The 19325-nt window shown below is 44.3% G+C and carries 13 protein-coding genes and 1 tRNA gene; 4 read left to right on the top strand and 10 right to left on the bottom strand.

Annotated features, from left to right (window positions below; all coding sequences use genetic code 11):
• The first annotated feature begins 97 nt into the window (after positions 1-97).
• Positions 98-1036 carry an asparagine synthetase A gene (locus Y696_RS02545; protein WP_014730295.1) on the top strand — a complete coding sequence of 313 codons (939 nt, stop codon included), beginning with the start codon at positions 98-100 and terminating at the stop codon, positions 1034-1036.
• A 25-nt stretch (positions 1037-1061) separates the two neighbouring features.
• Here the strand turns inward: Y696_RS02545 and Y696_RS02540 are convergent.
• The 4 genes from Y696_RS02540 to Y696_RS02525 form a co-directional block, all read right to left on the bottom strand.
• A tRNA-Asn gene (locus Y696_RS02540) sits at positions 1062-1136 on the bottom strand.
• A 49-nt stretch (positions 1137-1185) separates the two neighbouring features.
• Positions 1186-1560, bottom strand: a complete 375-nt coding sequence (locus Y696_RS02535; protein WP_014730294.1) for a DUF1667 domain-containing protein — start codon at positions 1558-1560, stop codon at positions 1186-1188.
• Positions 1560-2795 (bottom strand): NAD(P)/FAD-dependent oxidoreductase, encoded by a 1236-nt coding sequence (locus Y696_RS02530; RefSeq protein ID WP_099771904.1) that lies wholly within the window; start codon positions 2793-2795, stop codon positions 1560-1562. The genes Y696_RS02535 and Y696_RS02530 overlap by 1 nt, the downstream gene beginning before the upstream one ends.
• A complete protein-coding gene (locus tag Y696_RS02525) occupies positions 2792-4234 on the bottom strand; it encodes an NAD(P)/FAD-dependent oxidoreductase (protein WP_099771903.1) in 1443 nt (480 codons plus the stop codon). The genes Y696_RS02530 and Y696_RS02525 overlap by 4 nt, the downstream gene beginning before the upstream one ends.
• Positions 4235-4421: 187 nt before the next feature.
• Between Y696_RS02525 and Y696_RS02520 the strand changes: the two genes are divergently transcribed.
• Positions 4422-4964, top strand: a complete 543-nt coding sequence (locus Y696_RS02520; RefSeq protein WP_014730291.1) for a glycerol-3-phosphate responsive antiterminator — start codon at positions 4422-4424, stop codon at positions 4962-4964.
• On the opposite strand, the gene Y696_RS02515 is transcribed toward Y696_RS02520, so the two are convergent.
• The 5 genes from Y696_RS02515 to Y696_RS02495 are packed head-to-tail and all read right to left on the bottom strand — an operon-like array spanning position 4965 to position 14055.
• On the bottom strand, positions 4965-5795 hold the full coding sequence (locus Y696_RS02515; protein WP_006492056.1) for an ABC transporter permease: 831 nt from the start codon (positions 5793-5795) through the stop codon (positions 4965-4967).
• A gap of 11 nt (positions 5796-5806) precedes the next feature.
• The gene (locus tag Y696_RS02510) at positions 5807-6760 is read right to left on the bottom strand and encodes an ABC transporter permease (protein WP_014730290.1); all 954 of its coding nucleotides are present in this window, start codon (positions 6758-6760) and stop codon (positions 5807-5809) included.
• A 14-nt stretch (positions 6761-6774) separates the two neighbouring features.
• Entirely contained in the window at positions 6775-8271 is a 1497-nt protein-coding gene (locus Y696_RS02505) for an ABC transporter substrate-binding protein (protein WP_099771902.1), read from the bottom strand.
• 23 nt (positions 8272-8294) lie between these two features.
• Positions 8295-12752 (bottom strand): fibronectin type III domain-containing protein, encoded by a 4458-nt coding sequence (locus tag Y696_RS02500; RefSeq protein ID WP_099771901.1) that lies wholly within the window; start codon positions 12750-12752, stop codon positions 8295-8297.
• Positions 12753-12765: 13 nt separating this feature from the next.
• The gene (locus Y696_RS02495) at positions 12766-14055 is read right to left on the bottom strand and encodes a hypothetical protein (RefSeq protein ID WP_099771900.1); all 1290 of its coding nucleotides are present in this window, start codon (positions 14053-14055) and stop codon (positions 12766-12768) included.
• Between the two features lie 101 nt (positions 14056-14156).
• On the opposite strand from Y696_RS02495, the gene Y696_RS02490 reads away from it, so the two are divergent.
• Positions 14157-15071, top strand: coding sequence for a sugar transferase (locus tag Y696_RS02490; RefSeq protein WP_014730286.1), 915 nt, complete (start codon positions 14157-14159; stop codon positions 15069-15071).
• 55 nt (positions 15072-15126) lie between these two features.
• Here Y696_RS02490 and Y696_RS02485 read toward each other — a convergent pair whose 3' ends face one another.
• A complete protein-coding gene (locus Y696_RS02485; protein ID WP_099771899.1) occupies positions 15127-16887 on the bottom strand; it encodes an NADH-dependent [FeFe] hydrogenase, group A6 in 1761 nt (586 codons plus the stop codon).
• A 296-nt stretch (positions 16888-17183) separates the two neighbouring features.
• On the opposite strand from Y696_RS02485, the gene Y696_RS02480 reads away from it, so the two are divergent.
• Positions 17184-19214, top strand: coding sequence for an Ig-like domain-containing protein (locus Y696_RS02480; protein ID WP_121509749.1), 2031 nt, complete (start codon positions 17184-17186; stop codon positions 19212-19214).
• Positions 19215-19325 lie beyond the last annotated feature (111 nt).

Raw genomic sequence — 19325 nt, 5'->3', positions numbered from 1 at the left:
ACTGGCCGGGATCGGTCAGTTAATCTTTGCGTTTCAACAAAAAAGATTAGAAGGCCGATGGATAACCATCGGCCTTAATTTTTGAAGGGGTGAGAAAATGGAAAGCATCGGGAGACTCAGTTCTAGAGTGTTGGAGCACCTTAGTGATCCGGTTGTGAAGTCGGCAGTTAAAGTAAAATCTGCAATTCTGGGAGAAGCAAGCAGTTTTCTTAGGGGAAAGAACTTTGTCGAGCTACTTCCTACTATTGTATCTCCGATCACCGATCCACTTAATCACGAAGTTCACACCACAAGGTTCACTTACTACGATCAGGAGTATCGCCTTACGCAGTCAATGATATTTCACAAGCAACTAGCGTGTAAATCATTCGAAAGGATCTTCATTGTTTCTCCGAATGTAAGACTTGAAACATCGGAAAAGGCACTTTCAGGAAGACATCTCTTTGAGTTCAGTCAAATTGATCTTGAAATCCGGAACGCAAAGAGAGAGCAAATAATGTCTCTCATCGAAGACCTCATAATTACAGTAATGCTTTCAGTAAAGAGAAATTGCAGCGAAGAAATGGATTTTCTTTCCTCGGATCCTTCGATTCCTTCAAAACCCTTTGCTACGGTGAAATTCATGGACGCTTATGAACAGTATGGAAAAGACTTTGAAACGATACTATCCGCCAGTTTTAGCGAGCCGTTTTGGTTAATTGATTTCCCAATATGGGAGAGGGAATTCTATGACTTGTTGTCGGAAGATAAGAGAACACTCAAGGATATGGATCTAATACTTCCTCATGGATTTGGTGAAACTCTGTCCGGAGGAGAACGAGAATGGGAGCATCAGAGAATCCTTGAAAGAATGGGTTTCAAAGGCAACGACCCTGAAGAACTCTCATGGTACATGGATATCGCAGAAGGGGGAGAGCTTGTTCCGACTGCAGGTTGTGGAATTGGTGTCGAAAGACTGACAAGATATGTCTGTTCTCTAGACAACGTTTCAAGAACAAGACTCTTTCCCAAGGTCCCAGGACAGAGCTGGATATAAAAAACTCCCCCAACAGGGGGAGTTCTGGCTCCAGCGGAGGGACTCGAACCCCCAACCGTCCGGTTAACAGCCGGATGCTCTGCCATTGAGCCACGCTGGAACACAATGATTATTTTAACCCGAATCAAACGTTATTTCAAGTAGTAGGATTAAGGAAGAAAAGTTTGAATTCTCTTCACAGGACGCGTGGCAATGAGCGCAGTCCCCTGGCCATCGATATCATCCATAAGGACGTCTCCAATCTGTACAGGAGCTTCAACTGAAATTTTTCTGACCAAATCCATTTTCTCCTTTATAATCGACCTGTCAATTGCGCCAGATGTCTTCACGGAAACTAGGGGAATCTCCCCGTTGATGACTTTTACGCTTGTTGTAAGTATTCTCTTCGGCATGATTAATTCATTTAAAGCATATTCTTTTCCTCTGGGACATCTGTTACCCCTTATCTCATACTCGCTTCCGCTTTTTCTAACTGAAATTTTGCAACTAACCGGGCAAATTACACAAGTTATGTGTCTCTCCATTAGTGCACCTCCACCGTTAACCGTTTTGCGTCAATAAGAGGCATCAGCTTCTCTTTTTTAATAACCATCTGAATCATCTCACTGGGAACCCCATAAGAGAAACTCTTCTCGAGCCCTAGTTCCTTTAGAACTAGAGTGCCCTCGTCCATAGGGTTTTTCAATCTTACATACAGGCGTACGTGCTCATCCATATCCACTATGCCAGGCACAACAACTCCCACATTATCTCCCCTAACAACGGGAACCCTGTCCCCAGAAGTATTCTTGCCGAGCGCATAGAGAGCAGCATGACGGCCGGCTATCCAGCCCTCGGCGGCTACATAATCCACGAGATCGAATACCGCAACATTGTTTCCCGCCGCAAAAACACCCTCTACGGAGCTTTCACCTGTGTTTGAAACAACAAAACCTCTATTGATAGGATCGATAGTCAAATCATCATCGAAATCCTCAACCTGTGGAAGCAACCCGGCAGAAAGTATTAAAGTGTCAACTTTCAGCCGGCTGGAAGTGCCCGGTATCGGAACGAATCTCTCATCGACCTTAGTTATTTCAACTTCTTCAAGCCTTCCCTTTCCGAAGACTTTGGTCACAGTTGTCGAAAGGAGAAGGGGAATATCATAATCTTCAAGGCACTGAACAATGTTTCTTGTAAGACCTCCGGGATATGGCATCCGTTCTATTACAGCGACTACTTCCACACCTTCAAGTGTCAGTCTTCTTGCCATTATCAACCCGATATCCCCTGATCCTAGTACAACCGCTCTTTTTCCTGGTAGATAATTCTCTAGATTCACATATCTTTGAGCCAAACCTGCCGGCAATATTCCTGACGGTCTATAACCCTGTATCAACAGCGAGCCGAACGGTCTTTCTCTGGCTCCGCTCGATATGACAAGGGCCTTCGCAGAAATTTCAAATGCTCCCTTAGGAGAAAGCACAACTGCTTTTTTCTCCCTCACGTCTATGTGCCGGACATAGGATTCACCGATCATGCTCACCCCTTCTTCACTCATCTCACGTTGAAGGCGAGAGGCAAATTCCGGACCTGTCAGTTCCTCATGGTAGAACTGAAGGCCGAACCCATTATGAATACACTGATTTAGGACACCTCCTGCAATCGGTTCTCTTTCTAGGAGAGTAACGTCAGCTCCAGTTTTTGCAGCACTGAGAGCTGATGACATACCTGCTGCTCCGCCACCTATGATAAGAACGTCTGTGGTGAGTCTGTTCATTGTCTCACCTTCCCATCAACTATCCAGCTTCCCTCGCTGTTCTGTCTAACTTCGGATAGATCCTTCTTGAGCTCTCTAGCCAGAATCTTCGCAATGTTCCAGCTGCAGAACCCGCCCTGACATCTTCCAAAACCCGCTCTAGTTCTAAATTTAATCCCGTCAATTGTTCTTGCTCCATCGCGAATGGCCTGGACTATCTCGGCTTCAGAAACCTCATTGCATTGACAGACGATTCGCCCATACGCAGGGTTTTCATCAATCATCTCAGAGACTTTCCCAGCTGGAAGTTCCTTTATCTTTACTCTCTCTTCAAGGCACGGAACAAAATCGTCTCTTCTAACCAGATCGATTCCAGTTTCTGGAACGATCATACTAACTACGAATTCCGCAATTGCGGGGGCTGCAGTCAAACCTGGAGATCTCATAGCCCCCACTGTGATGAAGTTTGCAAGTTCTTCGGCTCTCTTTATGTAGAAATCCTTTTGGACGGTTTCAGGTCTCAGCCCGGCAAATGACTTTATGAACCACTTTGCATTGTCTATTCCCGGGATAAGATATTCTCCAGATTCTCTAACTGAAGTCAGCCCAGAATCAGTAGTGCTAACATCTTCCGGCGAAAACTCGGGTAGTTCAACTGAAGTCGGCCCTAGAAGAACTCCTCCATCAACCGTTGGAACAACTAATTTTCCCTTTCCTGCAGCGGTTGGAAGCGGAAATATTATCATATTTACTAATTCACTTGCCTTTTTATCCAAAAGGATATACTCACCCTTTCTCAAATGAACCGGGGGCACATTCACGTTAAAGGCTGAAGCAACCTTTTCGTAGAAGAGACCGGCTGCGTTTATTACCAAGTCGGCTTCAATCTTCCTGCCAGAACTTAGAAATACTTCGGTGACCCTTCCTTCATTGATCTTCCCGCCTATGACTTCTTCACCTGTGACAACCTCGCCCCCGTTTGCGGCAACATTCATAGCCGAAGCAATTGCCACCATCCAGGGCTCAGTGATTCCAGCAGTACCACAAAATAGGGCATAATTAAATTCATCTGAAATGTGAGGTTCCAGCTCTCTAAGCTCATTTTTGCCAACGATTCTGAGATCTTTTACTCCATTGTTGATACCATTTTGAAGTAGCTCCTCAAGTTTTGGAAGCTCGTTTCTGTCCTTTGCTACGACAATCGATCCGGTCCTTTTTACAGGGAATTTCAATTCTTCAGCGAGCTTATCAAACATTAGATTTCCGGGAGCGCAGAACCTAGCTCTTAATGTTCCTGGCGGATCGTCATAGCCACCGTGAAGAATAGCAGAGTTTGCTTTAGTAACTCCCTGTCCTATATCCTCTGATTTCTCAACGAGAACAACCTTAATTCTAAATCTGCTGAGTTCTCGAGCGATTAGAGACCCGACAACTCCACCTCCAATGACTACCGCTTGCATCCAGCACCTCCAAAAAGAAAACCACGCCATACAAAAATGGCGTGGTTCTCTCATAAACTCTACCACGTGTAAAGAATTATATCATATTCCATACACTCAGCCGGAAAAAAGTGACCCTTCAGAGAACAGGAGGGTTCCTTCTTTCGAAATCAGCGCTTAGTGTATTATTCTACTTAGGAGGGGTTTTATGCTAAAAGGAATTATTGCGGCTTTATGGAACAGAAAAGAGAGACCAGAATCAGTTGTTCCGGAAACGGTTTTCTTCCTAAATGGTGGGCTCTTTGAAATACAGGAGAGGATCGATCGATTCAAAGCTGCTGGAAAGAAGGTCTTCGTGGATATTGATTTTGTTTCTGGGCTTTCTGGCGACGAGGATAGCGTTCTTTATCTTAAGAAGAGCGGAGTCGATGGAATAATCACTGCTAAGCTTAGAATATTCAAACAAGCAGTAAATGCCGGGATGCATCAGAGCCTTTTGAGGTTTTTCGTACTTGACTCGAGGGCCGTTGAAAAGGGAATTCAAACGATCGTATCTAATGGAGTGAGAAACATTGAGATACTGCCTGGAATAGTCGCAGCGAAGGTAGCCCCAAAAATCAGAGTTCATGCACCTGAGACTACCATAGTTGCTGCAGGTCTTATAGACAGCGTTGAGGAAATTGAAATGTTGAAGAACCATGTTGATGGGGTTTCCACTAGTTCCACGGCCTTGTGGACCTATAGATGGTGATTATCTGTTTATTCTAGGATCGAGCACATCTCTCAGCCCATCCCCCAGGATGTTGAGACTCAAAACGATTATAGCTATCATCATTCCAGGAAACAGGACTATCCATGGTGCGCTCAACAAATAGGAGGTTCCCTGGCCAACCATTCCTCCTAGAGTAGGCTCTGGAGGAGGAACTCCTAGACCGAGAAAACCAAGGGAAGCCTCGGTTAGAAGCGCTGTTGAAACATTTGTGGTGAAGGTTACAATCAGGATCGAAGAGATGTTTGGAAGAATGTCTTTAAGCATTATAGAGATATTCTTTTTTCCAAGCGCCTTAGAAGCCTTCACAAAAAGAGTATCCTTTAGAGAAAGCGTTGCTCCCCTTACGGTCCTTGCAAATATCGGCACATAGACAAGGCCGATTGCAAAGATTAGGTTGGACATGCTTGAACCGAAAAGAGCAATTATGAATAGTGCCAAAATAAGCGATGGGAAAGCGAAGAAACTATCCATAATCCTCATGATTATCAGGTCGGTCAGTCCGCCAATATAGCCCGACAACAGCCCCAGCATAGTACCGATTATCGCCGAAATAGCAATCGCACTGGAAGCGATTATTACGCTCTTCTGTATTCCATACATCGACCTTGAGAACACGTCTCTTCCGAACTGGTCTCCACCAAACAAATGATCTATAGAAGGCCTGCTCATAAAGGCATCCATATTCATCTTGTACGGGTCATATGGTGCAAATAAACCAGGGAATAGTGTGATCAGAACAATGACAAAGATCATGATCATGCTAATCGTGTAGATCGGATTACTCACAAGTCTCCGCATTACTCTAAGCATAGTCGCTCACCCTAACGTAGCTCGACACGAGGATCAATTAGTGTATATATAACGTCAACCAAGATATTCAACATTACTATTATTATCCCGATAAAAAGAACAATTCCCTGAACAACGGGATAATCTCTTTCATTGACAACCTGAAGAAGAAGTCTTCCCATTCCGGGAAGGGCAAACATATTCTCTATTACTATGGTTCCACCAAGCAGATAGCCTAGCTGAATACCCGAGAGCGTTACAACAGGAATTAGAGCATTTCTCAAAGAATGCTTGAGAATTACATTTCGGGCACTCACTCCTTTTGCTCTGGCAGTTCTAACGTAATCTTGATTTAGTACATCCAGCATCGATGTTCTGGTAATTCTCAAAATCTGCGCTGCTACCATCAAGCCCATTGTAAGTGAAGGAAGAAACATCACCTGTAGATTAGAAAACGGATCGACTACCGGACTCACATATCCAAATAGGTTGAAATTATCGAAGGCACCAGAAACCAGCACAATTAAGATCGCCCCCACCCAGAAGGATGGGGACGAAAGACCAATTAGACCGATCACTCTCACAAAGTTATCGAGAAAACCATTTCTCTTTATTGCAGAGATTATTCCCATGGGGATTCCAAATAAAAGTGCAAATCCTAATGAGAAAGCGGCCAATTCAAGAGTAACCGGGAATCTTTCCTTTATCAGTTCGGTTACGGGTCGGCCCGTTCTTAGTGAAGTGCCCAGGTTGAATGAAAGCAGATTCTTAACCCATATTCCATACTGAACAATCAGGGGCTTGTCAAGCCCATATTCGGAATACAGATCCTCTATCTGACTTTCAGTCAGATAATTCTGGGTTCCCAGCATTATATCTATCACATCGCCAGGAACTATGTGAATCGCAATGAACACCATGAACGTGACTAAAAGAACTGTGGGAACTGCAGATAGCAGCCTCCTGATTACGTAACCGAACTCCATATTCTACTCTGAAACTAATCTTTGCTTGTTTCTCTCAAAAACACAAGGCTTTCATTCGCCAATGATCTAAATCCCTTAACGGAATTATTAGAGGCAAATAACGTGTTTGGCGAATAGAGAAAAAGTATTGGTGATTCTTCCACGAGTTTTCTCTGGACTTCTTCATAGATCAGTTTTCTGGCGTTCATATCGGACTCGCTTCTACCCCTATCAAGTAGATCATCGACCTCATGGTTACTATAGAGAAAGACATTAGTCGATCCTCCAGTTCGGAAAGTCCTGTTGAACTGGATGTCTGGATCTATCGATCCGCTATTCATAGAAATGAAAGAATCGAAATCACTCTCTCTCCACTTGCTGATGAAAATTCCCCACTCAACCAAGTTTATCTTTGCAGTGACACCGATTTCTGCCAGCTGAGCCTGGATTACCTGTGCAACCTTATCGAAATTGTATCTCTGCGCAGCAACTATCTCAAATTCGAAGCCATTTGGATAACCGGCTTCTGCAAGTAGCTGCTTCGCCTTTGAAGGATTGTAACTATACTCCTCGAACTGATTGGGTTGCAAAGCCCAGAAATCCAGCTCGGGGTTCAACGGACCCGTAACTGTTGCCTCGTCAAAGGCTACAGCCTTCACTATCATTTCCCTGCTAACGGCGTAACTGAGGGCGTTCCTAACTTCCGGTTTGCTTAGAGGTCCTCTTGTCGTGTTGAAACCGAGCAAATAATAGCTTAGCACTGGCGTCCTGTAAATTACGAACTTGTCTGAGGCTAACTGGTTAAGACTTAGTGGCTCGCTGATCTTTGCAATATCGACGTCCCCATTCCTTAAAGCGGAAACTCTTGTTACCTCTTCGGGCATTATCATCATTTTTATTTCATCGAGATAAGGAAGCCCGGCAACAAAATAGTCTGCATTCTTTCTCAGCCTTATGTAGTTGCCTGCGACAAACTCAGCAATGTAGAAAGGCCCCGTACCATTTGTCTCTAGCTGAAGATTTGCGCCTGACTCGACAAAACTCTTGGAAAGTATAGCGCTGTTAACTCCCGCAAAATTGGGAAGAAGCGAAGAAGCCATCGGGATTTTCAGCTTGAACTCAACCTTGTTTCCGTCTAAAGATCTTATTGTTTCTACCTCGCCGTAATAACTGGCTGCTGGAGCCTTTACTTCGGGATCCCTTATTCTTTCAAAAGTAAAGAGAACATCCTCAACAGTCAAAGTCTCGCCATTGTGGAATTTTACGCCTTCTCGTATTTTGAACACTATTGTGTAGGGATCCACCACTTCGAAATCTTCGGCTAGATTAGGAACGAGATTCATATTTTCATCATACTTCAGAAGACCATCGTAAACGTTCTCAAGAACTCTGTGAGATGCAAATGCGGTAACCAGCGTCGGATCGAATCCTACCGGCTCAGTTTCAATTGCCATAACCAGTACGCTGTCACTTACGCCAAACACTGCTACTGAAAGAAATGTAACTAATACTGCCAAGAGTAATTTCTTCACGCTAACACCTCCAAAATGGAATTCTATTCCTTTCTGCTCTCGAGCAAGACTGGATCATTAGGTTTCTCTACATCATAAACTAACATGCTGTTTCCCGATCTCACTATCAAAAGGCTCCCCTCAACTGAAATCTCATCGACCTGGGTGAGCTCCAAATCCCGAAGAATTACAGGAGAATCTGGAGTACTAATGTCTACAATCGACACTCCCTTATCGGTAGACGCGTAAAGAACACTGCCCGACACCTCTATTTCAAGAACAATGTAGTACCTTCCTACATTAGCCTTTCTCGATCTCGCTATATCAATGACCTTCAAACCACCGTCTATTCCTGCCTCTCCGGAATAAACAACACCGTTACTTTCAGCAACTGCTCTGGAATAACCATCCAAGGGAACTTCAAAACTTGAAGAACGATCGTTGTAAGTTTCCCCTTCTCTCTCGAGGATTTTTATTCCCGACAAAGCATCTGCCAGATAAATTCTCGAGAGATCTTGCGTGACGAATAAATCAACCGGTGTCGTCCAGTCCCTGTAAACAGTTTCCATTCTTTCGGGAATGCCACTTTCGCTGAGAACTACTCTAATGACCATTCCTGCACTCTTGGTGTCTAGAATCCAGAGATATCCGCCCTCCATAATCAACTTCTCTGGAACCGTGTTAGTAACTAGAGTGTCTATAACTTCGGCCTCACCGGTCCGGTAGTTGATTGTGGACAGTTTTCCACTTTTGTCTATCACATAGAGTAGATCACCGTTTAGAATTGCGGAGTTCTTTCCATCATACTGATAAGGGATCTCAACGATTTCCAGGCCAGCACTGCTCAGTGAAACTATATTCAAAACGTCGTTGAAGTAGAAAGCCAACATATCGACACTCTCAGAAGCAGTAGGTCTATCGGACGACATTGTCTTGAATCTATTTGGACCGGTTGAGGATATCATCTTTCCTTCCTGCCAGAGCTCAACTGACCAATAGTAGGTCTTGCCGTTATCCAATCGATTCTGCAATCGCATAGAAGTGGCATCAGTTATACCGATCAGTGACATTTCCGACTCTGACTCACCAATAAACACTCTAAACTCTCCACTTCCCACTTCAGAAGATTGCCAGGAGAAAACGGGGGTAAGATCTACTTCCGAATCCACTACCGGGGACAGGATGTCAATCTTGAATTCTGATGCAGTAACATTGAATGTTCTCGTTTCGGATTTAACAACATTTTGACCGTCTGAAGCTGTAATGTACCAGCTATATGTCTTGTTCATCAAAAGGCCGGATACTCTAATCTGATTTGACTGCATGGAATCTCTGTAAAGCTCTAGATCCTCGTCGGTTCCAAAATACACCGAGTATCTCAGATGATCTCCGTCAGGATCATAGCCTGACCATGTTAAATCAACATACGTTTCACCAACCGCCCTTCCATTAACGGGACTGATTAAAGAAAGTTCTGGAGGCCTGTTTTCAACCGAGAATCGGAAGGTCTCGCTTCTTATTGTGGCTCCACTATTGTCTGTCAACTGAACGAACCATTCATATGTTCGTCCCGCAAGAAGCCTTCCTGTCTGATAACTGTTGCTCGAAACAGTGTAACGTGAAAGGCTACCCAGTTCTCCAAAATAGACTTCCTTCTGCCTTATCGCTTCTGTATCACCGTCTAAAACCCATTTCAATGTTACTCCCGAAGCCGGCACCTTTTCTCCGTTCCTAGGCGCTTCAAGCAACACTCCAAACGACTGTCCAGAAATGAAACTGACCGGTTCACCTGCATACTCTACATTGTCCCTCAAAACAGATACAGCCCAGAAGTACTGCCTACCGTCCTCAAAAGATAGTTCGGGTCTGTATATGTTGTCCTGAACAACTCTTCTGACAATGGGGTTATGATCTGAATCATAAAGTCGGAAGACGTATCCCGAATTCTGTTGTGAATAAGACCAAGAGAACTCTCTGCCGTTCTCGAATACTCCACCGGAAGGATAGATGTAGTCTAGTCCCGAAACACGGCTTTTTATAGGTATTTCGAGAGTCCCTATTTCACCTCCGGGGTCCTCTGCCACGATTGTCAACAAGTAATCTCTGCCGGAAAAGAGGTTGGTTATGACATATCTCTCAAGGTTATCTCCGATAGCTACTGGCCGCCCTAACGACTCTTCGGCAAGGTTAACATATACTCCCACCTCAAGGTCTTCTCCTTCAGGATCGTCCAGCTCCCATTCAACAACAAGAGGAGTCGTTGCCCCCTCCAGGAACATTCTAGGAGGATGAGTTAAAGTTATAACCGGCCTTTGGTTTCCAGTAACAAAGGATGCGTATTTGCTGACAGAACTTTTTCCCCCGTCATCGGTAACCTTTACGGCCCATTCGTAACGTTGACCGGGATCAAGCTCTTCGATAGTCAGTGAATTCCCGAGAGCTTCGTACTCCTCTTCATTTCCAGCAGAATCTCGCAGATGTACCTTTGTCGACACAATTTCTCCATCGGGATCACTGGAAACCCAACTTAGAGTCAAATCATTGGTCGATACTTCCGAAGCTCCATCCACAGGGAATCTGAGCTCTGGTAACGCCGGAGGTAGATTTTCGCTGGTGAAGCTCCAGACTTCTCCCTCAGTTTCAGAACCGTTCTTGATAACATCGACTCTCCAAAAGTACTTCCTGTTACTAAATAGGTCCAAGGTCAATTCAATCGAAGTTTCCTTCGTTTCGTTTTCAAAGACTATGTCATTCAACCTGTCGTCATTTCCAAGAACGAATCTATAAGAAAGATCTTCGCTCTCATCATCGATTTCCCAGCTAAAAGTAGTGTCAGATAAGCTTACTTCAACTTCACCAGGCTGAGGCGTCAACGGGACAGCTACTTCCAGAGACTTCTGCCCTGTAGTGAAAACAGCGTCTTCACTTCTAGCGAAGGCACCTCTAGAGTCTTCTACCGTAATAAACCAGCTGTAATTCTCGTTTTCTTCCAGGTCTCTCACAATATATTCTTGAGATTCGATTGGACCTAGGATTCTTGAGTCATTCTTCGATTTCAAATGAAGCATGTAGTTAAGAGAATCACCATCGGGGTCTTCTCCAAACCAGTTGAATGATACAACCGAGGGTTCGACAAACTCCGTCGACACCGGCCGAGAAAGATAGATCGAAGGAGGCCTATTACCCGGGGTAATAGAAATATCTCTTATGGTTTCTCCTCCTTGACCATCGCTAGCTCTTATAGAGAGTGTGTAGTTCGTTTCTTCATCAAGTGCTGAGAGAAAAATCGATGTCATTCTACCTGAAGCGATTCTGGCAGGCTCATCACCATCCGGTCCAAAGAATACTTCGCTTGTAACACTATCTCCATCGGGGTCTACTACTTCCCATTTTACCGGCACAGAATCCTGCCCTGGAGAAATATTCGGATACTCCATCTCGATTATGGGTGCTCTGTTAGAAGTCCGGAAGATCCACTCTTCGCTCTTCTTTTCTTTTCCAGATGCATCTCTAACAACGACATACCAACTATAAGTTGTATGGCCTTTGAGAGAAGGGACAGCAATCTCGGTTGAATTTGTTGTTCCAATTAGTGAATATCTTGACTGCCCCTCGGAAAGGTAGACATCAAAATCTAGCTCGTCAAGATAGTATTCGAGAGGCAAAGAAGTCTTCCACGAAAGAAATCCTCTTCCCGCATCAAAATCGCTAGCTCCGCTTCTTGGATTTTCCGGCGTAACTGCAGGAAGATCTACCCTCATCTGAGTTGTGAAGCTCTCAGTATAAGAAGTAGATTCGCCTCCGTACGAGTCCTTCGCAACGACTTTCCAGTAGTACTTCGTCGAGTAATCAAGTCTCTTAAGTAACGAAACGTCAACCATTGTTTCGTTCGTTCCTCTAATGAGAATGTCCTTCTCATCTAATCTTGGCTCTCTACCAAAATACACGTCGTATACTAACTCATCTCCATCAGGATCATTGGAACTCCAGTTAAGTGTCAGATCTTTTAGAGGGACGTTTCCCAGGTTGCTGCCTGGTGGAACTACCTCTGGCCTTCTAGGATAAGTATTCATGAGTACGAATGTCCAGATTTCACTTTCTGCGGATTTTCCACCTTCTGTGTAAACCCTTACTTTCCACCAGTACTGAGAGTGAGGATCAACCTCAAACTCGTGAGAAAAGGAAAATATTCCTTCGGTAGGGGAGGTCAGATCACCCTGAAGGTCAAGTGCCAATCTGGTCAAACTGTTTCGGTCCTTGCCAGCAAAGACTTCTGCTAAGAGGCCGTGCCTGGGACGTTCATATACAGCTTCCCACCTTAATTCTACCTTTTCAGCATACTGGATTCTCTCTGCATTTTTCGGAATTGGTGAGACATTCGAAATAAGTATTTTCGGTTCTGGAACGGGCCAGAGGAAAAAGGCCGCTACTACGGCCGCAACAATTACTAAGAGCAAGGTGATTATTATCGGCACTATCGAAGAACCTCTATAATAGTGCAATCTACATCCCTCCTCAGACTCGCATTCCAATCTCGCGCACAGAATTCCACTCGGTTTTCTTATCCAGTGTATCTTCAGAAAACCGAAGGCCACTAAGCTTCTTTATATGCTTTGACTCAACTAGAAACTCGTTAGAAACAATCTCTATAGTAATATATCCCAGTTCCACTCTTCTGGCAAAACCGTTCCTTGGATCGTCATCAATCATTTCAACAACCGGTTTCCATGTCCCAGTATTGGCATAAAATTTCTCTTCTCCGTTGCTCGAAATCATTCTAAGGACATGACGGTGATTATGACCCATTATCACGCCCTTCAGATCACCGGGAACAATTGCGGGAGCTTTATCTCCGTACATCAGAAAGAATTCGTTGTTCATAGCTTTACGAAAGCCCTTCTTACCTTCGGCTCCAAGCAATCTTCTGCCCTGTTTGTAAAGGTTATCGGTCTTCTTCAGCTTTCTAAATGCCATAACCATTCTAACCATAAGACTACCGAGTTTCATTCCACCGTGTTTGTTGATGAATAGTCCTTCAATAACCTTCAACATTGGCCAACTGGCGTCTATCCAACGCTGTGCCGCATCACTTTTCAGCATCAGAAGGAACTGTCTGGCCCATTCATCCTGAAGATCTGAATCAACATCATATACTCTTCTAATAAAATCGAACCACTGAAAGACGTCGAGAGTAGGATGAATGTTCTGATAATCCCTAACTGCCTGTTCAGGAAGCTCTTTTCTCAAGAGGCATTTATCAAAATTTTTCATCATGAAGCGCGCCATGTAGTCACCGAATGGTTGCATTAACTCGCCGCTTCTCCTGTCCTTGAAAAACCTGTTCACAATGTCATACTGGTTTCCGTGCAAAGCAAGAGTCTTGAACTCTCTGTCGAGATAGTATGGTTGTATCTGTACACTTTCACTGTCACCCAGGAATTCAGTGAGCCTCTTTCTAAGACCTTCATTGAAAAGAAGAAATGAGTCGTGGTTTCCAACAACATATATCAGTCTACCACTCTTGGTGAACTCCCGAAATGCTCTGAATACCTCCCTGTGTCTGTTCTCAATAACATCTATTATCGACACATCCAGTTGATCGATGAGTTGATCGAACGGCAAGAGTCCTCTTTTCTTAACAAACTCTGAAGTCAAAAGCTCGAGTCCATCGCCAACAATGATTATTTCTCTGAATGCTTTTTCCTTTGAGCTCAATATCAGCTCTACAAGATCGGAATCGAATTTGAAGTCATCCTTTAACGTCCCGTCGCCAATATGAAGATCACTAAGGTATAGTTTTTTCAATCCCTTCCTCCCAAGTTCCATGATACCCCAAAAACAGAGTCAATACTCTGCACCGTGAGAAATTGCCAGTTCAAATATCTACACAAAGATGAGAGAATATAATGATGAACAGCCTTTTCTATTTGATTGACCTATTACTGGCTTTGCCGCTCTTAATGAACGGTCTTGGTGCATTCATTGCAGCCTGTTGTACGAGTGTTCTGATCAGTTTTTCAATGCGCGGTTACGAGGGAATCACGATCTCTGATAAAGAAAAGCAAATGGCTTCTACCCTTGGATCTGCTGTTATGTCTTGCTTTGTTTTTCCAGTCTTCCTTCCTGTATCACCGTTTGTTGCCCTTCCTGCGCTAGGAGCAACGGTCGTCAGAAATTTCATACTCTACAAACGTGTGAAATCGCAATTCAAGGAAGAAAGCTTTATGCTGACCTCTAATGACCCGATTGAACCAAAGGTGGTATATGATAGCTTCAAAAGACTCTTGGATGTTGGTATTGGAGTAATAATGTTAGTTCTGTTCAGCCCGATTATCGTTATAGTTTCTTTAATTTCTCTGCTCATGGAAGGTAGACCCATCTTCATCTGCCAAACAAGGATCGGCAAGGACTGTAAGCAATTCGGAATGTACAAGTTCAGGACTTTCGACACGAAGGGAAACAAGGAAACGATAACAAAGCTTGGCAAATTCTTGAGACCACTCAGACTGGATGAACTTCCGCAAATCATAAACATTATCAAAGGAGATATGAGTCTTGTAGGACCAAGACCCGAGCTTCCATCATTTCACAAGCTTGGAATGGACAACATCGTAGACTATTCGTCTAGACTTCTCGTAAAACCGGGTCTAACGGGCTGGGCTCAGATAAACTACAAATACACTACAACGCTGGAAGAATACCGGATTAAAACCGCCTTTGACCTCTATTACGTGAAGAATAGATCATTTATTCTCGATATCAAGTGCCTCTTCAAGACACCATTTGCCGTATTTCTCACTTTGCTAAAGAAGGAGGACTGAGCCAAAAACGAAAGGAGCCATAAGGCCCCTTCAAAACTCATACAGCTTTGAGAACCTACCCTTTGGCTATTTCCTCAAGTTCTTTCTTTCTCTCGATCACACTCTTTTTGTTGTCTTTGTAATGGGTATGGAGTAGTTCGTGAGAGAGATGTCCTAAAGGCTTTCCGAGATACTCTTCATAAAGCTTAGCAATCGCCGGGTTTTCGTGAGATTTTCTGATTACCGAAGATTTGTCAATATTATAGATAGCTTCCATCCTCTTCTGAAGATAACCGGGCTGACTCGATTTGGGTTGGCCACCGCCTCCGATACATCCGCCCGGACAAGCCATGACTTCGACAAAATGGTAGAATGCTTCTCCTGAACGAATTTTGTCCATCAACTTGACAACGTTGCTTCCCCCGTGAACTACGGCTACTCTTACCTTGGTACCCTTCATATCGATTTCAGCTTCCTTCACCCCGTCAAATCCGCGGGCAAAATCGAAATCAAGTCTTGGGAGCTCTTCTCCTGTATGAAGCTCGTATGCAGTTCTCAAAGCGGCTTCCATAACACCGCCTGTAGCACCAAAGATTACCGCAGCGCCGGTAGAGATTCCGAGTGGACTGTCAAATTCTTCCTCTTCAAGCGACTCGAAAGGAATCTTGTGCATCTTAATCAGCTTCCCAAGTTCTCTTGTTACAAGCACCGCATCGGTAGATCTTGTCCCCCTGACTGTCAAAGTATCTCTGCCCTTTTCGTCCTTCTTAGCTGTACACGGCATTATCGACACAAGATAAATGTCTTCCGGCCTCTTCCCTATCTTTTCTGCAAAGTACGTTTTGACCAGGGCGCTCATCATCTCCTGGGGAGACTTCGCCGTTGAAAGGTTCTCGGTGAATTCCGGGTACAACTTCTCCATCATGTTTACCCAACCCGGGCAACATGAAGTGAACATCGGAAACTTTCCGCCTTCCTTTACCCTTTCAAGAAGCTCAGACCCTTCTTCCATAATTGTGAGGTCGGCAGTGAAATTCGTATCAAATACATAGTCGAATCCAAGCTTTCTAAGCGCGGCAACCATCTTACCGGTGCTGACCGTGCCGGGAAGCTCTCCAAACTCTTCAGAAAGGGCCACCCTAACTGATGGAGCGGTTTGCGCTATCAAAACCTTATCATGTTTTCTCAGCTCGGCGACTACCTCCCTGAATTCCATTCTCTCAGTAATTGCCCCAACAGGACAGACAGCCGAGCACTGACCACAGTTTATGCAATCGGTGGCCGCGATGGGCGCACCTAAAGCTGGCAGAGGAAGAACATGATACCCTCTATTCACCGAAGAGAGTATCGAAAGACCCTGTAGCTCATCGCAGGCTCTCACACATCTCCCACAATCAATACACTTGTTCATGTCTCTAAAAAGCGATGGACTGGAGGTATCATATGGAACATTTCTCAGCGTCTTTGGGAACATATCTTCAACGTCGTACTGATATATTAGATCTTGAAACTCGCATCTACCATTTACATCACAGGTCATACAATCATTAGGATGATTGGAAAGGAGAAGACCTAGGTTAAACCTTATTGCTCTAGTAACCCTTTCAGAATTTGTCTTGATTTTCATTCCATCAGCAACTTGAGTTGCACACGCTGGCGAGAGGTTACGAGCTCCCTCTACTTCTACAACACAAACCCTGCATGAACCTACCACCGAAAGCGCAGGGTGATAACAAAGAGTCGGAATAGTTATTCCTACTTCACGGCAGGCTTCCAGTATACTCTGGTTTTCATCAACAGTAAAATCCTTGCCGTTCACGGTAATTGTCACGGGCACCTGACAGCACCTCCATTCAAAATCTACATTAACTGAGCTTAAGAAACTAGATTGTGATTTTTCTATCAAATAGATTCTAGCATATTGATTGCCCCTTATGCCAGATATTAGGTTAAAATTCACCCACGTAGAAACAAAGTATAATCTAATTTGTTTAGCGACAATAAAGAACTGATTTAGCCGACTATTCGGATACTCGAGGTTATTTTCCCGCAAATGAATTCGTTTGGCCATGGAACAGGAATAAACTATAATGGAACTGATAATTATTATGTTTTTCATGGAGGTTATGCGGTATGAGAAAATGGTTCTTCTGGGCTTTGTTGATGGTCGTTGTGGTTGTTGTTTTTGCAATACGACTCCTGCCTGACATGCTTAACAAACCCCCAATAATAAGCATCCCCGATATGATTATCGATGAGGGCAGTACGCTTTCGATAGATCTTCACGACTATTCAAGCGACGAGAAGATGACATCTCTGAGTTACACGAAAATTTCGGGTCCCGGAGAGGTCAAAGAGAACTTCTACATTTTTTCACCGAGTTTCCAACAGTCGGGAAGTCACTCTGTAACAATTTCAGTAGTAGATTCGAAGGAGCAAATGGCGGAGTCTTCATTCGAAATCGCTGTGAGAGAGGTCAACCGTCCACCCGAGCTTTCTATCCCAGACCAGGTGGTTGCCGAAGGGGAGACAATTTCAATAAACCTTGACGAGTATGCAAATGATCCTGACCTTGACGCCTTGAATTATTCATTAACCGAGGGCAATGGACAGATAATTGGAAGCAACTATACTTATGAACCTGATTTCACAAGTGCAAATTATGAGAGGGTGACTATTTCCGTTTCAGATGGAAGAGGAGAAAAGGCAGCTTCAACGTTCATGATATCTAATAAAACCTTTGCTACATCCTCAACAGAGCTGACCGCAGACTCCACATCTTCTGTGCCATCGGAAACCGCCGCTACGAGTCTAGACAGTCCAGTCACATCTTCGGAAACAGAAGTGGCCGATGCACAGAATCTCCCACCTACTGCTGATGTCCCGGATCAGGCACTCGAGCAAGGAAACACTTTGGTTCTGGACCTGAGAGGTTTTGTGAACGATCCAGAGGATGAACCACTTTCAATTAACTTAAAATCGGGACCGGGTGAGGTTCAAAGAACTCTTTACTCCTATGTGAGCCCTCCCGGGGATGCCGGTTCCAAGACAGTAGTCTTGGAAATATCGGATGGAAAGAACGTCGTCGAAGAAAACTTTCAGGTAAACATTGAGTCCGCGAACAAAGCTCCGGTAGCTTCAAGTATTCCGGAAGGCGTCGTTTTTCAGAGTGAACAATACAGATTGAACCTCGAGAATTATTTTACTGATCCTGACGGGGATTCGCTTTCATTCCAACTTCTCAGTGGCCCGGGAAGAATCGAAGGGTCAACGTACATATTCCAATCGGACGAACCAGGAAGATACTCGGCAACTATTCGAGCTTCCGATGGAAAGGGAGAATTCATTGAAAGAACGGCGAATCTCACTGTAGTTCGGACGAACAATCCGCCGACAATTTCAATTCTACCTAGAAGAATCGCGGAGGGTGATGTACTAACGATTGACCTTTCAGAATACGCTTCAGATCCTGATAACGATTTACTCAGCTTCTCACTGGTCTCCGGCCCTGGAACTATCCAGGGAGAAACCTACACCTTCGACGCAGACTATGGCACCGCAGGAACTTATGAAGCAATTGTCTCTGTAGGAGATGGGAAAGGCGGGTCTGCAAGGGCGACTCTCAGAATTGATGTTAGGGAGAGCAACAGGCCACCAGAATTAAATATACCTGGATTTACAATAGCAGAAGGTTCCAGACTTGTTGTTGATCTCAGTGAATACTCATCTGATCCGAACAATGACAATCTATCATTTGAGATCGTTCAGGGAATGGGAACGATCGAAGGAAGCAGGCTGATAATTGAACCAGGTTTCGAAGATTACGGTTTTTATACAATTGTAGTAAGCGCTTCTGATGGAAGGGGAGGCCAGACCAGTGCCACCTTCGATCTGCTGATTACCGACACCAATCGCCCACCCGAGTTTAATGTGCCTGATCAAACAACCATTGCGACTAGAACCTTGCGGCTTGACCTCAGACAGTTTAGCATCGACCCAGACGGAGACTATCTAAGGTATGAGCTGGTCTATGGACCTGGAGTTCTTACGGGAAGCATTTACTCCTTCATTCCAGAAGAGCTGGGATCGAACACAGTTATGCTAACCGCTAATGATCTAAAAGGCGGGGAGGCATCGACTACTTTTACGATCACTGTGAGATGATAGACTCCTTGTTAGCCAAATTACGCTGGTTTATACGACGTGATTGTAAAGACAGGCATTTAATATCAATTATGAACCATTATCTCCTTATTACTCTCTCTTTCTATTGTT

The sequence above is a fragment of the Mesotoga sp. H07pep.5.4 genome, from assembly GCF_003664935.1.
Lineage (GTDB): Bacteria > Thermotogota > Thermotogae > Petrotogales > Kosmotogaceae > Mesotoga > Mesotoga prima.
The sequence above is the reverse complement of the archived record's forward strand: the minus strand, read 5'-3'. Positions and strand labels throughout refer to the sequence as shown.